We start from the raw sequence: 13921 nt of genomic DNA on the forward strand, positions 1-13921 counted from the left end.
AATAACACGTTATATATAAATTGCCATATATAATTTAAATGTTATAGGTAATAATAATATATATTAGTACAATATATTATTATTATGAGCATTAAAAAAGGTGGTCTGATGAATAAAGATTGTTTAGTAAAAAAAGGTTGTTTGACTGATATTTTAAAAACACTTATTAAAAAAGTAATGAATGATGATATTTTTGCTTTAGCTTCTCAGCTAGCATATAACTTAATACTTTCATTTTTTCCATTCTTGATGTTTATAATGACGATTGTAGGGATGAGTAGCTTAAAAAGCGAGCAAATTTTATCAAGTTTGAGTTTAGTATTACCAGTAAGTGCATTTAATCTAATAAAATCTACTGTAATAGAAGTAGTCGAAGTCCAGCAGAAAAACTTGTTATGGATAAGCTTGTTGCTTGCATTATGGACATCTTCTTCTGGGTTTAGTGGAGTTATAAAAGGTTTAAATAAGGCATATGAGGTAAAGGAGAGTAGATCGTATTTTAAGGTTACCTCTATAGCTATTTTATGCACAGTAGTGTTTGCGCTAATGATAGTAATAACATTATTTCTTATGGTATTTGGAGATTTGATTGGTCAGTTTTTGATGGCTAGATTTCCATTTGATGAAACCATAAAGTTTATGTGGGATATGGTCAGATTTATGTTCTTAATATCTATGATGATATTAGTATTTGCATCGTTATATCATTTTACGCCTAATAGAAAACTAGGATGGTCTGAAGTTCTTCCAGGAGCAGTTGTGAGCACTGTTGGCTGGCTATTAGTATCATATTTATTCTCCTACTATGTTAATCATTTTAATAATTATTCAAGATTCTACGGAAGTCTTGGAGCGATGTTTATACTTATGACCTGGTTGTTTATAACATCATTAATATTATTATTAGGTGGGGAAATAAATGCAGTTCTTGCAGAGGAATAAAGGTGAAAAAGAATTATTTTAAGTGATTAGCTAAATATGTATAAAAATCTCCTGAGTGGTTAGAATTTACAATATGAATTTTCAGGAGGTTAAAATATGAATAAAATTGTTTTATTAGGAAGATTAATAAGAGACCCTGAACTAAGAATAGTTGAAGACAGCGAGAAAATATATACTAAATTTATCATTGCTGTAGAAAGAAACTTTAAATCTTCAGACGGGGAAAGAAAATCTGATTTAATTCCTGTTACCCTTTGGGGAAGGAAAGCTGAAGTTGTTTGTAAATATATGAAAAAAGGAAGTATAATAAGTCTAAGTGGAAGACTAAGAACAGGAAGCTATGAAGATAAAGATGGAAACAAAAAATACATAGCTGAGGTAGTGGCTGAAGACTTTAGATTTGTTGGGCATCGTAAAAATATAGATAGCGATGATGAAATAGTAAATGAAGATAACAACTAAAAAATAGAAAGGTAAAGATTTTTTAATCTTTACCTTTCTATTTTCATAAATAAAGCAATAATAAAACGTATATTACTTATCTTTACTTAAATTGAACATATAAAAACTTTATTTATAAAAAGATATCATTAGGATATCAAACCTGAGGATAAAGCTTCAGCTTTTGATAATCCTTTACCTATTCCGCTTAGGATTTTAGTTGCTTTTCCTAGCCCACCGATAAGTATGCCAGCGACAAGTTTGTCATCTTTAAAGAATAATTTACTATACTGATCTTTAGGAACATTGTTAGCAACTTCTTCAAGTGATTCATCTGCGAAATCTACAGAGCCAGCAGAGAATACATGAGCTCCTAAAGCATTAAACATAACTGATGAAACAAATTTATTGAATGACTTACAGTTAGAAACTGCATTAGTTCCGGCTACCTTGCCCATTTCAATGGCGGCTGGCCAAGTGCCATACACTATACCATTAAGTTCTGCAACGTCTCCACAAGCATAGACAGAAGGTATATTTGTTTCCATATTGTCATTAACTAAGATACCTCTATTAATATCTACCCCTGCAAGTTTTGCTAATTCACAATGTGGTCTTACACCTACTGAAAATAGTAGAAGATCACAATTCATTATTTTTCCACTTGCTAGTTTAATTCCGGTCACAGTATTATTTTCAACAATAACTTCTTTGCAACATTCACCTAAGATAACATCTACTTCAGATTTATCAATTATATTCTTAAATAACTTTGAACCATCTTCATCTAACTGTCTAGGAAGCAATCTTGGTAAAAATTCTACTACAGTGACCTTAGTATCTTTTCTAGATATTTCATATGCGGCTTCTAAACCTAACAAACCACCACCGATAACTATTGCATTTTTAGAGTCTTTCAAAGCATTCTTAACTTCATAAGTGTCATTAAGATCCTTAATTGTATACACTCCATTAATCTTAGAATAGTTAAATGAATTTAGCTCGGTTAGCTTCTCTCCATTGGGTGATATAACTGATGTAGGGGGAATAAAGTTGTAACTTCCATTAGCAAGTATTAGCTTGTCATAACTTAATACTTCGCCATTATCCAACTTAATAACTTTATCGTCTGATATGATATCTGTAACTGTAACTCCAAGCAATTGCTTTATAGAATTTTCTTCATACCATTTTTCAGGAGCTATATAGAACTTTTCTTCAGGAATATCTTTAGTAATTAAATCTGATAATTGAGGTCTAAAATAGGATCTTACTTCCTCTTTAGAGACAATTGTAATCTCACCTTTTTTATTATTTTCTCTTATTGATTTAGCTGCATAGAAGCCAGCTGCACCATTACCTATAATAACATACTTGTCATTAGTTGCTTTAACAGATGTAGCAGTTTCTCTTTCAACTTCTATAAATTGATCGCTTCCAGCACCGCATACCGGGCAAATTTCAGGTGGTAATTCACTTTCGAATATTTCACCACATATAACACATTTCCAAAGTTTTAATTCACCAGTCGGGTCCTCGATTTTTTCTAATATTGATTTACTGTTTGGGTTGTATTCAGATTTTTTTTTTTCTAGAACCATTTCTCCAAAACCAACTCCAAATTCAAAAGCCTTTTGTAAGTCTTCTTCAGAAGGTTTGAAGTTTATTTTTAATCCTGGTCCGTAAATCTTCATCTTAAGTTCTTCTAATCTTGTTTCTATTCTTGGAACAGCTTCTCCACTCCATCCGTAGGATCCAAAGGCTGCTGCTACTTTGCCACCATGTATAACTGGGTTTAATTTTGATAGCACATCTCTAATAGGTTCTAATAATTCACTAACTATTGTAGGTGAACCAAATAAGATACCATCAGAATCACTAATATCAGCAACAATATCTTTCATATCATGATGAATTACATTGTATATTTTAATTTCATAAGCTCCAGTAGAATTAATACCTTCTGCTATCTTATGAGCTAGTTGTTCAGTATAACCATATGCTGAAACATATGATATAGTAATTTTTTTCTTGCCGTCTTCTCTTGGGGAAGCAGGTGTGCTCCATTCTTTATATAAATTAACGACATCCCATGCAGTTGTTCTTAGGACTGGACCATGACCTGTACAAATTGTGTCTATTTCAAGGTCTTTTATTTTTTCTATTGCTTTTAAAACATATGGCTTAAATGGTCCCATAATGCAATCATAATAGTATCTTAAAGATTCCATGTATCTATCATGATCTTCTGCAGGTACTAAGTCATCAAATACTCCTTCAAAGCAGAAATGACTTCCAAATGAATCACATGTTATTAATACTTTATCCTCTTTCACATAAGTGTATATGGAATCAGGCCAATGTAAGAATGGCGCAGATATAAATGTTAATGTTTTATTACCTAAACTTAGAGTATCTTTATCATTAACTACTATTGCCTCAAATTCTGTATTGGCGATCTTACGCATAAATTTTATAGCTGGAGCAGACCCAACTATTTTTGCATTAGGAGAAAGTTCTAATAATTTAGCTACTGATCCAGCATGATCAGGTTCTGTATGATCAACTACAATATAATCTATATTATTTATATCAACATTTAAACTTTTAAGTCTTGCTATATATTGATCGAAAAATTGGACTTTAACAGTTTCAAATATAGCCACTTTTTCACTACCTTTAACTACGTATGAGTTATAAGTTGTTCCGTTTGGAGTATACATTATAATATCAAAAATTCTTAAATCGGGATCTAAAGCCCCTACCCAATGAATATCGTTTTTAACTTCTAAAGAACGCATTAAGCTCACTCTCCTCAACTATCCATATTAATATACATATCTTATTAATTAATAATCATTATTTGTTATAAATATATTATACACTAATCATATCTTTTGTAAAGATAAAAATTTAACAATTTCTGCAATATATTTTCAATTTTATAAAGCTCAACTATCAATTAAATACAAGGTTATACCGCAAAAAGTTAGCTTAGTATATTAAACTTAAGGGTGCTATTATTGTGAATATTTAAATAAACTTATAATAATTTATAAGTTTATTTTGAAATTTATGCTGGATTTTAAGTTAGTATACGTATTTATATTTAGACATATTCAGGCTTAACACAAGTTAATAGTTGGAGAGGATAATAAATAATACTACATTTATACAAAAATAACTAAATAATGTTGCAATATTTATGAAATATGATATAATAAAGGTAGTTGATGATAACGTATACAAATATATAACCGTTTCTTCAATTATGGTATTTGTGGGAATTTAGGTGAGATATTAAACGAAAAAAGCTGTGCAAACCAGCTTTTTTCGTTTTTTTACTGTATAGGAATTTATAAAATTTTTAAGTTATATAAATCTAGATATTTCAATGCTTTTACAAGCTCTTTATGGCTACACAGTAAAAAATAAATGATATTCGCCTGCTAGATTTTCGAACAAGTATAAATTAAGTTTCGATATAGGAACCCCTTAATTATAGCTTATTTAAAAACTTAATATTTTGAAAGTTTTGTATATTAATCAAAAGTAAACGATTCTAAAAGTTGCAAATGCTTTAATAGTATAGGTATAATTATATCAAGCTATATAGAAGGGGGCGAAAGATAACAATATGTTATCTGAAACTAATGGAGAATAATAAATTTGTAGAATTTAGAGAAAAAATTCAAGATAATATTGGAAAAGTAATTGTTGGAAAAGAAGAGAAAATAGATAAAATAATTGTAGCCTTCATTTGTTCGGGACATGTTCTTCTTGAGGATATACCTGGACTAGGAAAAACTAAGCTTTCTAAAGCTTTGGCCAAAACGTTAAATTGTACATTTAAAAGAGTTCAATTTACCCCTGACTTATTACCATCAGACCTTACTGGAATATATTATTATAATCAAAAATTAGCAGAATTTGAACTTAAAAAAGGTCCTTTAATGAGTAATATAGTTTTAGCGGATGAAATAAATAGAGCCACACCTAGAACACAGTCAGCTTTACTTGAGTGTATGGAGGAGAGACAAGTAACTATAGAGGGAAATACCTTAAAGCTTGACAATCCTTTTTTTGTAATAGCAACCCAAAATCCTATTGAACAATTTGGTACATTTCCATTGCCTGAAGCTCAAATGGATAGATTTTTTATGAGACTTTCAATGGGATATCCAGAATATGAGGAAGAAAGAGCTATATTAAATAAATATATGAATGATGACCCTTTAGAAAAGTTAGAATCAGTAATATCTATGGATGAAATAAGATATGTCCAACAGCACTATTCAAATATAACTGTGAGTGAGGAAATAAAAACATATATATTAGATATTATTTCTGAAACAAGAAAAAGCTATGATATTGAATTAGGGGCATCTCCAAGAGCATCACTGAATTTGATGAGAGGAGCACAAGCCTTAGCTGCTATTAATGGAAGAGATTATGTAATACCTGAAGATATTAAGAGCATAGCAGTAAGTATAATAGCTCATCGTTTGACTACAAGATCATCAATCGGATCTTCTAGAAGTGATTCACAGGAAAAAGTGTTAGAGGATATATTAAATAAAATAGAGACTCCATTAGAAAAGCTGTAAATCAGTGAGGTGTTGATGTGAGTAGTATATTAATGTTAGTTTTTTCTATAGCAGTATTCTCAATTATAGCCGAAAAGATTAGAAGAAGTGCTTTTAAGAATCTATCAGTATTTAGAAAAATTGATAAAAGGTCAATACATCAAGGTGAGGAAGTATCAGCAACAATGTATTTTGAAAACTTTTCAAAAGTTTTTATCCCGTTTGTTCATGTGGAAGAAAAAGTTCCATTTGAATTACAGAGGTTAGGGATGATAGATAGTGAAAAGATAAGTGATGCAAAGTATTATTCCAATGTTTTTAATATTGGAGCTATGGAAAGACTTAAATTTAATTACAAGTTTTCGTCAAATAAGCGAGGAGTAAATTATTTAAAAGCTATAAAGATATCAATAGGTGATATCTTTGGGTTTTCTGAAGATATTATGGAGTTTGAAGATTTTGTTGAGATATTAGTTTATCCTAAGCTAAAAAAACTATCTGAAATAACCTTTAATAATAATAGTCTTATTGGAGATATAATTGTTAAAAGATGGATATTTCAGGACCCGCTATATATAAAAGGAATAAGGGAATACACCACTGATCATAGAATGAAGGACATCCATTGGAACTCTTCCATGAGGGTGGGAAAGCTTATGGTAAAAGAGTATGACTTTACCTCAGACAGGCAAATTACTTTTTTATTTAATACACAAACTACTATTCCTTTCTGGAATGTATACAATGGGCATAAGTTAGAAGAAGGAATAGATATGATGGCAACAATAGGAGTGGAAGTAATAAATAGTGGAATTGCTACAGGGGTATGGACTAATGGGCAAATAGTCAGCTATTCAGGGAAGCATGGTAATGAGATGCCGGCCTCGTCCGCATCTGTTAAGAGATTTTTAGAATATTGTTCAAGGATAGATATAAACACTAAATTAGCATTTCATGAGTATCTTTATAGTATGAAGGATAAGTTCGATATAAATACAGTTTATATATTAATTACTGCCTATATGGATAATGAAATAGCAGCTATAATAAACACCTTAAGAAGCAAAGGAATACTGATTAAGCTTATAGATATATCTGAAAAAGGGGATGTAAATATTCCAGGCATTGAAAGACTTCACCTAAGTAGGGAGGGATAGTGATGAATTTATATAATTTTATAAAGATACTTTATGGGATTTTAGTATCTACTTTTGCCTTTGTTATTTCATCAATCCTTTTAAACGTCATAGGAGGGGTAACTCCTAGTTTTTATATGTATCTAATTACTGTAGTATTTATGTTTTTGTTTTATTATATGATTAGTAAGAGTAATAAATCTAAGCTAATAGTTGCAATACATAATCTACTGTATTTTATAGTTCTATACTGCATCTTTGGAAAGAGCAGCAATCTAAGCTTGCAGATGATAGTGATTATTCAAGAGCTATTACTATTGTCAGTTGAGGGGATCTCAATAACAAGAGATTTTTATAGAAATAGATTGAAAAGCTTAATTATTGGATTAATAATAGGAATGTTTTTTACTTTGTTTGAATCTAAACAAGTTACTACATTTTTATATCCCTTCTATATATTATTTTTTTTAACTGGAATACTTCTTTTAAGAGCATCAAGAGCATTTCAATATAAGCTTTCAAGTTCAAAAAGAGTTAAGACATATATATTTATACTAGTACTATCATTAGTCTTGTTTAACCCATATATCTATGGTTTAGCTATAGATACTTTAGGGATATTGTATGAAAAGTTTCAGTGGATAATTGTTAAAGTTTTATATATTGTTTCATTACTTTTAATGTATCCAATGAAAGTAATACAATTATTGTTCCAGAGCAAAAATATTAGTGATGTAAGTATTAAAATGACTAACATACCATATGAAGATCAGAAACTAGTACAAAGTGATAATACATTCATATTGAGTGTTATTAAGATTCTATTCTTTATAGGCATAGTTATAATCATCTTATATATGTTTAAGTTTGTGTTAAATAGAAGAAAGTTTAAGCACAAATCAAAGGAGCAGTTGTTTGGAATTGAGAGAGAAAGTTTAGAGGATTATCTTAAGAAGAAAGATAGTTCAATTAAAAATAATTGGATAGGTCGAAAAGGGAAGATTCTAGAGATGTTCTACGATATACAAAAGGAAACTTATAAGAAGAATATATTCAAAAAAAGCATGACAGCAAGTCAATTGCTAAACATATCTAAGCCATATATAGATGGTGATGAAGAATTTAAATATATAGTAGACTGTTATAATGAGACTAAATTTTCATCTCATGAAGTAAGTGATGAAATACTTAATAAAACCAGAGAGAAATATAAAATCTTAAAAAAGAAGATTAAAGAAATAAAGAAGATATAAAATGTTGAATAAAATAATCTCCTTTGGATAAAAATACTATTTGAATTGTAAGGGAGGTTAAACAATGAAAAATAATGATTTTATGAAAAAAACATATAATAATTTTTCTGATTTTGTAAGGGTAGCCTCTTCTAGAGAGTTATCCTATTTTTTGTTGGATGCAAAATATACTAGTGGATTTAGCAGTCAGATGAGTAGATTGATAAGTGAATTAAGGAAAGAAGGGAATTTAGCTGCAGATTTTATAATGTTTTTTAATACAGATGGAGAAATAGCCATTTTTGATGAAGATCTATTAGGAACGTATATAGGTGATAGGTTTTTAGCTGAAATAGAAAGTAAGTATGGAAATAAAAAGTTAAATTATATTGTTAAGTCAGTAATAGGTAATAGTGATAGCGTACAAAAGGATTTTGCTCAAGTATGCTATGAAGTTATTGTAAGCATACTAGATGAAATCTATATGGAAATGAAATATAAAAAAGACTTAGGGGAATTTTATAAAAAGACATTAAATCTTGATGATGAGTCAATAGATAATTTACCTTTGAAAATAGCAGCGCTTTTAATAGTAGAAGATATGTGTAGATATTTAGGAATTAATATACCATTAAAACAATTAATAAAATAATTAAAAAATATCTACAAGAAAGACAGAGTTTCGTCAAGTTTTGTATATTTTATATGAATAACGCTGGAACATAAATATCATAAAATACATTTATAGGAAATGAAGAGCATATTCTTTATATATTCTGTCATAATTTAAAGAGAAAAAAATTTTTGACAAACCATCATTTGACATAAAAATAAAATAATTAGTGTTAGGATAATGTTATGAGTTCTATAACATTTGTTTATAAGGCTTAAGGGGGTAATTTTATGATGGTTGTTGAAAATTTATGGAGAAAAGTCAATTTTGACGACAAAGAATATAACTATTCTTACAGGTTAATTAAGACAGATTTTAGAGATAGCGCAGTATACGGCATTGAAATAGAAAGAACTGACTATGATCATAACAATAATTTGATCAATATAGAAAGAGACTGCATAGAAAAGATTTCACCAATATATGATAATGTTCACCAGTTATTAAGTTTGGTTTATGAAAATCAAGTCTCACCAATTCATTTAATTGACATTCTAGGAGAAAGAGTAGATGAGTTATTAGGAGATTTCAGTACATGCTGTTTATCTATAGCAAATTAATACATTCTTTTTCTTAAGGAAAGTTTATATACTTTCCTTAATATTTTGTCATATTTTAAACAGAATGTGCGATTAAAGATGTACAATTTCGATCCGATTCCGATAAATTCTAATTTATCTCTGCTATAACTTTGAAATATCTTTTTAAAGATATAAAATATTAATAGAGCAAATATGATTATAGAACTTGTTCTGAATATATTTAGGGGTGAGCATATGATTATTGGTACAGGAGTCGATATAATTGAGATAGATAGAATAAAAAAAGCTGTTGAGAGAACTAAGTCCTTTATGAGTAAGGTCTATAGTGAAAATGAGATGATTTTATTCAGAGAAAAGGGTATGAGGATGGAATCTATTGCAGGGAATTTTGCTGCGAAGGAAGCTATTAGCAAAGCACTAGGCACAGGAATAAGAGGATTTCAATTAAAAGATTTAGAGATAGTAAGGAATGGAATAGGAAAACCAGAGGTCAATTTATATGGTAGAGCTAAAATCATTGCAGAGCTAAAGGGGGTAAAATCAATTCATATAAGTATATCTCATAGCAAAAGTGATGCAATTGCATTTGCTGTATTGGAGGGATAATTAAATGAGAGTAGGTTCATCATCTGCATTAAAGAGTATAGATAAGTATTGCGTAGAAAAAATAGGTATACCTAGTATTATTCTTATGGAAAATGCAGCATTAAAGATTATAAAAAATTTGGAATTACATAAGAATAAAAAGTTCGTAATAGTTTGTGGAAGTGGAAATAATGGCGGAGATGGTCTGGCTGTAGCAAGACATCTTAAGGTTTTAGGAAAAGATATTGATGTATTCTTAGTTAATTTAAATGATAAGTTATCAGAAGACTGCTTAATAAATTACAATATATTAAAACAATTGGGGATTAAGGTCTATCCTTTAAATAATATAGAGGATTGTTCTCAGCTGAGAGAGTGTCTAGTAAATAGTGATATAACCATAGATGCCTTATTTGGAACTGGTTTATCAAGAAATCTATCAGAATTTTATATAGATATAATCTCGGTTATAAATGAAAATAGTGAATACATAGTTTCTATTGATGTTCCATCCGGAATGAATTGTGATAATGGTAAGGTAATGGGGAGTTGTATTAATGCAAATAAAACTATAACTTTTGAATTTTTAAAGAAAGGTTTCTTAACCTGGGGAACCAGTACGTATACTGGAAAAGTAGTAGTTGAAAGCATTGGGATACCTGAATCAGTAATTGATGAACATAGTGAGGATATTTTCATGATTACTGATGAACTAGTAAAAAAACATATACCTCAAAGAGATAAGTATGGGTATAAAGGTGATTATGGAAGAGTATTAGTGTTAGCAGGGTCCATGGGTTTTTCTGGTGCTGCATATATTACTGTTAATAGTGCTGTAAGAAGTGGAGCTGGCTTAGTTACTCTAAGTACTTCTAAGGACCTACAACAAATATTATCATGTAAATTTATAGAGGCAATGACTTCTAGTTATGAAGATGAAGAACAGTTAGATAAGCATATCAAAAAGAGTGATTGCATAGCTATAGGTCCAGGGATGGGAGATAGTTCTACAACTTTAGAACTCTTAAAAAAGATTATATATAATGCTACCTGTCCTGTTGTTATAGATGCCGATGGCATAAATGTGTTGAGGGACGAACCGGATATTCTTAAGGATAAGAAATGTTCTATTGTAATTACACCTCATATAGGTGAAATGTCAAATCTAACTGGATATCCAAGGGATTACATCAAGGAAAACAGGTTAGAAGTTGCCAAAGAGATTGCAGAAAAGTACAAGATAGTTGTGCTTTTAAAAGGTTATAATACAATAATAACTGATGGAAATAAAACTTACATAAATCCAACAGGAAATAGTTCTATGGCATCAGGCGGGATGGGTGACTGTTTAACTGGAATAATAACCAGTTTTATAGCTCAGGGAATTAGTACACTTGAGGCTACAGCGGTTGCGGCTTATGTGCACGGGTATATTGGCGAATGTTTATCAAAATCAATGTATTGTGTAAATGCTAGCCATATTATTGAAAATATCCCCTCGGCAATAAAAGAAATGCAATTAAAATAGAATAAAACTGCTGTTAGATTAATAATAGTATTAATGTAGTCATAATTTAGGAGGATTTATGAAAAAAAATCGACTATTATTAATATTACTATTTATAATAATAGCAGCAGTTTCAATATTTGCTGCTTATCAAAAGTTTTATAATATTACTCCAGAAGAAATATTAGATGAAATCAAAGAGATAAAGTCATATACTGCAGATGTAACTTACACTTCTATAAGTTCTAGGGGTGAAGTAAAGTATGAAACTACCCAATGTTATGACAGGGAACAAGGGACAAGAGTTGATTTTAAAGAAGGAAGAATATATCTATACAAGCAAAACAAGATATATGTAAAGGATACTAATACTAATAGACAATATGAAGTGGACAAGAACTCTGATGAATTTTATAAATTAGCTTTTATAGATGAAATTGGAAAGTATATTGTGTTAGATCAAGAGATTAAATATTACTATAAGGACATAAATGGAGTAAGATGCCTGATTGTTGAGTTTTCAATATTAAATAATAATCAAAATATGGACAAACAGGTGCTTATAATAGATAGTGAATCAAAGGTCCCTAAAGAATTATTAATATATGATAAGAATGGGAGTGAGAGGGGAAGGATAGAATATAGTAATTTTAAGAAATCGAATAAATTGGATAAAAAGTTATTTGACCTATAGTAGCGAACATAAAGATATGACTGATTATTAAATAAAGTTTTAAAAGAGAAAGAAGATGGAAAACATAAGAACTCAAATACTTGAGGAAATTAATAATTAATAGTATACAGTTTTATCAGCTTATATTATTTAAGTAATTTCCCAAAGTATGTACATATGATATGGTTGTGGGTTTTAAAACATTGAAATTTTAATTTCTAGTTCAATGATAATAACTTCAATTATTTTATGTATTTATATAAATATAATAGAAAATATCAAATACGTAAAATAATTGTAAAAAAAAGTAAAAATAGAATAGCTAAGGATGAAAATTCTTTGACATTGTGACATAATTTGCTATAATTTACTTATACATATATTATTCTTTTTATAACTCTGAGGAGATGGGAGAATCATGTCACATTCAAAGAATAGAGAAAATGGTGCACGAGAAAAAAAATATAAAAAATATAGTCAATTAAATGATGCAAATTTAATATCATATAATGAGGATAAAAAAGAATCATCATTTTATTTATTAATGAAAAAAGGCTATGAAGAAATGGCAAGTATTAACCTAGAGCTTGCCGAACTTGGTGTTGCATCAGACCTTCAAGATACTATTGAATATGAGACATGGCTATTCGGAGTGTGATATATGTAATGACGGTTATAAGTGTAAAAAGAGGCGATATATTTTATGCAGACCTAAGTCCTGTGGTAGGATCAGAGCAAGGCGGCATAAGGCCAGTTATAATAGTGCAAAATGATATAGGAAATAAATATAGTCCAACTGTAATTGTAGCAGCTATAACTTCTCAAATAAATAAAGCTAAGCTACCTACACATGTTGAGATATCATCAGAAGAATATGGACTTAATAGAGATTCTGTTGTGCTGCTAGAACAAGTACGTACTTTGGATAAAAAGAGATTAAAAGAGAAGATTGGACATATGACTGATGATGATATGAAAAAAGTTAATAAAGCTTTGCTAATAAGTTTAGCTCTAGATTAAACGTTATCCCTAGTTTGAAAAAACTAGGGATTTTTGTTTTTTTATATAGGAACTGTTAAATTACAGTGCGTGAAATTAAGTGGTCACGCATCCGATGCTTTAATGAGCTTGAGTAAAGAATTAATACGATTGTCTCCAATCTTAATTTCAGCAATAATATTAAAGAGTATTGTTATATATGTATTATATAGTGCATTGTAAAAAAGCAATTGTATAGCACATATAATAAAATATAGCATTAATGTGTATAAAAACATTAAATAAGTATACCCAATTGAGGCGAGTTGTGGTAGAATAACTATTGGCTGATTATTGAAGATATTGATGGTATAATTAGTATGAATTACTTAATCTTAAGAAAAGTATCTAGATAAGCCAATTGAATTTTTAGACTGCTTAGAACTAAAGATGTACCACTTCGAACCACAATCTATTTTTAAAACTCTCACGGCTTCTGGTGAGAGAATTTAAAAATAATAAATTTAATTACGAAGTGGTACATCCATAATGAGCATTTTTAGAACTTTTGCTAATTAAGCTGAAAGAATTTAGGAATGTGAAAATGAAATAGATTGGTTCATGCA

The 13921-nt window shown here is 29.4% G+C and carries 13 protein-coding genes; 12 read left to right on the forward strand and 1 reads right to left on the reverse strand.

The window, feature by feature from the left end; genetic code table 11:
- Window positions 1–108: 108 nt before the first annotated feature.
- Complete coding sequence (locus bsdtw1_RS00140; RefSeq protein WP_183275584.1) at window positions 109–942, forward strand: YihY/virulence factor BrkB family protein; 834 nt, start codon at window positions 109–111, stop codon at window positions 940–942.
- Between the two features lie 96 nt (window positions 943–1038).
- The gene (locus bsdtw1_RS00145; protein WP_183275585.1) at window positions 1039–1404 is read left to right on the forward strand and encodes a single-stranded DNA-binding protein; all 366 of its coding nucleotides are present in this window, start codon (window positions 1039–1041) and stop codon (window positions 1402–1404) included.
- Window positions 1405–1532: 128 nt separating this feature from the next.
- Here the strand turns inward: bsdtw1_RS00145 and bsdtw1_RS00150 are convergent, their stop codons facing one another.
- On the reverse strand, window positions 1533–4184 hold the full coding sequence (locus bsdtw1_RS00150; RefSeq protein ID WP_183275586.1) for an FAD-dependent oxidoreductase: 2652 nt from the start codon (window positions 4182–4184) through the stop codon (window positions 1533–1535).
- Between the two features lie 852 nt (window positions 4185–5036).
- Between bsdtw1_RS00150 and bsdtw1_RS00155 the strand changes: the two genes are divergently transcribed.
- From bsdtw1_RS00155 to bsdtw1_RS00200, 10 genes are all read left to right on the forward strand, one after another.
- A complete protein-coding gene (locus tag bsdtw1_RS00155) occupies window positions 5037–5990 on the forward strand; it encodes an AAA family ATPase (protein ID WP_183275587.1) in 954 nt (317 codons plus the stop codon).
- Between the two features lie 17 nt (window positions 5991–6007).
- Window positions 6008–7126 (forward strand): DUF58 domain-containing protein, encoded by a 1119-nt coding sequence (locus bsdtw1_RS00160; protein WP_183275588.1) that lies wholly within the window; start codon window positions 6008–6010, stop codon window positions 7124–7126.
- 2 nt (window positions 7127–7128) lie between these two features.
- Window positions 7129–8358, forward strand: a complete 1230-nt coding sequence (locus bsdtw1_RS00165; RefSeq protein ID WP_183275589.1) for a hypothetical protein — start codon at window positions 7129–7131, stop codon at window positions 8356–8358.
- Between the two features lie 64 nt (window positions 8359–8422).
- Window positions 8423–8989, forward strand: coding sequence for a hypothetical protein (locus tag bsdtw1_RS00170; protein WP_183275590.1), 567 nt, complete (start codon window positions 8423–8425; stop codon window positions 8987–8989).
- Window positions 8990–9240: 251 nt separating this feature from the next.
- Window positions 9241–9570 carry a DUF6514 family protein gene (locus tag bsdtw1_RS00175; protein ID WP_244638081.1) on the forward strand — a complete coding sequence of 110 codons (330 nt, stop codon included), beginning with the start codon at window positions 9241–9243 and terminating at the stop codon, window positions 9568–9570.
- Between the two features lie 216 nt (window positions 9571–9786).
- Window positions 9787–10158, forward strand: a complete 372-nt coding sequence (locus tag bsdtw1_RS00180) for a holo-ACP synthase (protein WP_183275591.1) — start codon at window positions 9787–9789, stop codon at window positions 10156–10158.
- Between the two features lie 4 nt (window positions 10159–10162).
- Window positions 10163–11665: an NAD(P)H-hydrate dehydratase gene (locus bsdtw1_RS00185; RefSeq protein WP_183275592.1), complete on the forward strand. Its 1503-nt coding sequence runs from the start codon at window positions 10163–10165 to the stop codon at window positions 11663–11665.
- A gap of 58 nt (window positions 11666–11723) precedes the next feature.
- Entirely contained in the window at window positions 11724–12338 is a 615-nt protein-coding gene (locus bsdtw1_RS00190) for a germination lipoprotein GerS-related protein (RefSeq protein WP_183275593.1), read from the forward strand.
- Between the two features lie 397 nt (window positions 12339–12735).
- Complete coding sequence (locus bsdtw1_RS00195) at window positions 12736–12975, forward strand: hypothetical protein (protein ID WP_183275594.1); 240 nt, start codon at window positions 12736–12738, stop codon at window positions 12973–12975.
- 8 nt (window positions 12976–12983) lie between these two features.
- Complete coding sequence (locus bsdtw1_RS00200) at window positions 12984–13337, forward strand: type II toxin-antitoxin system PemK/MazF family toxin (protein ID WP_207752977.1); 354 nt, start codon at window positions 12984–12986, stop codon at window positions 13335–13337.
- Window positions 13338–13921: the final 584 nt, after the last annotated feature.

The sequence above is a fragment of the Clostridium fungisolvens genome (genome assembly GCF_014193895.1).
Taxonomy (GTDB): Bacteria; Bacillota; Clostridia; order Clostridiales; family Clostridiaceae; genus Clostridium_AR; species Clostridium_AR fungisolvens.

What these genes read in the sequence shown, in the direction of transcription:
- bsdtw1_RS00140 (WP_183275584.1), top strand. Translation starts at nt 109, where the DNA reads ATGAATAAAGATTGTTTAGTAAAAAAAGGTTGTTTGACTGATATTTTA.
- bsdtw1_RS00145 (WP_183275585.1), top strand. Translation starts at nt 1,039, where the DNA reads ATGAATAAAATTGTTTTATTAGGAAGATTAATAAGAGACCCTGAACTA.
- bsdtw1_RS00150 (WP_183275586.1), bottom strand. Translation starts at nt 4,184, where the DNA reads ATGCGTTCTTTAGAAGTTAAAAACGATATTCATTGGGTAGGGGCTTTA.
- bsdtw1_RS00155 (WP_183275587.1), top strand. Translation starts at nt 5,037, where the DNA reads ATGGAGAATAATAAATTTGTAGAATTTAGAGAAAAAATTCAAGATAAT.
- bsdtw1_RS00165 (WP_183275589.1), top strand. Translation starts at nt 7,129, where the DNA reads ATGAATTTATATAATTTTATAAAGATACTTTATGGGATTTTAGTATCT.
- bsdtw1_RS00170 (WP_183275590.1), top strand. Translation starts at nt 8,423, where the DNA reads ATGAAAAATAATGATTTTATGAAAAAAACATATAATAATTTTTCTGAT.
- bsdtw1_RS00175 (WP_244638081.1), top strand. Translation starts at nt 9,241, where the DNA reads ATGATGGTTGTTGAAAATTTATGGAGAAAAGTCAATTTTGACGACAAA.
- bsdtw1_RS00180 (WP_183275591.1), top strand. Translation starts at nt 9,787, where the DNA reads ATGATTATTGGTACAGGAGTCGATATAATTGAGATAGATAGAATAAAA.
- bsdtw1_RS00185 (WP_183275592.1), top strand. Translation starts at nt 10,163, where the DNA reads ATGAGAGTAGGTTCATCATCTGCATTAAAGAGTATAGATAAGTATTGC.
- bsdtw1_RS00190 (WP_183275593.1), top strand. Translation starts at nt 11,724, where the DNA reads ATGAAAAAAAATCGACTATTATTAATATTACTATTTATAATAATAGCA.
- bsdtw1_RS00195 (WP_183275594.1), top strand. Translation starts at nt 12,736, where the DNA reads ATGTCACATTCAAAGAATAGAGAAAATGGTGCACGAGAAAAAAAATAT.
- bsdtw1_RS00200 (WP_207752977.1), top strand. Translation starts at nt 12,984, where the DNA reads ATGACGGTTATAAGTGTAAAAAGAGGCGATATATTTTATGCAGACCTA.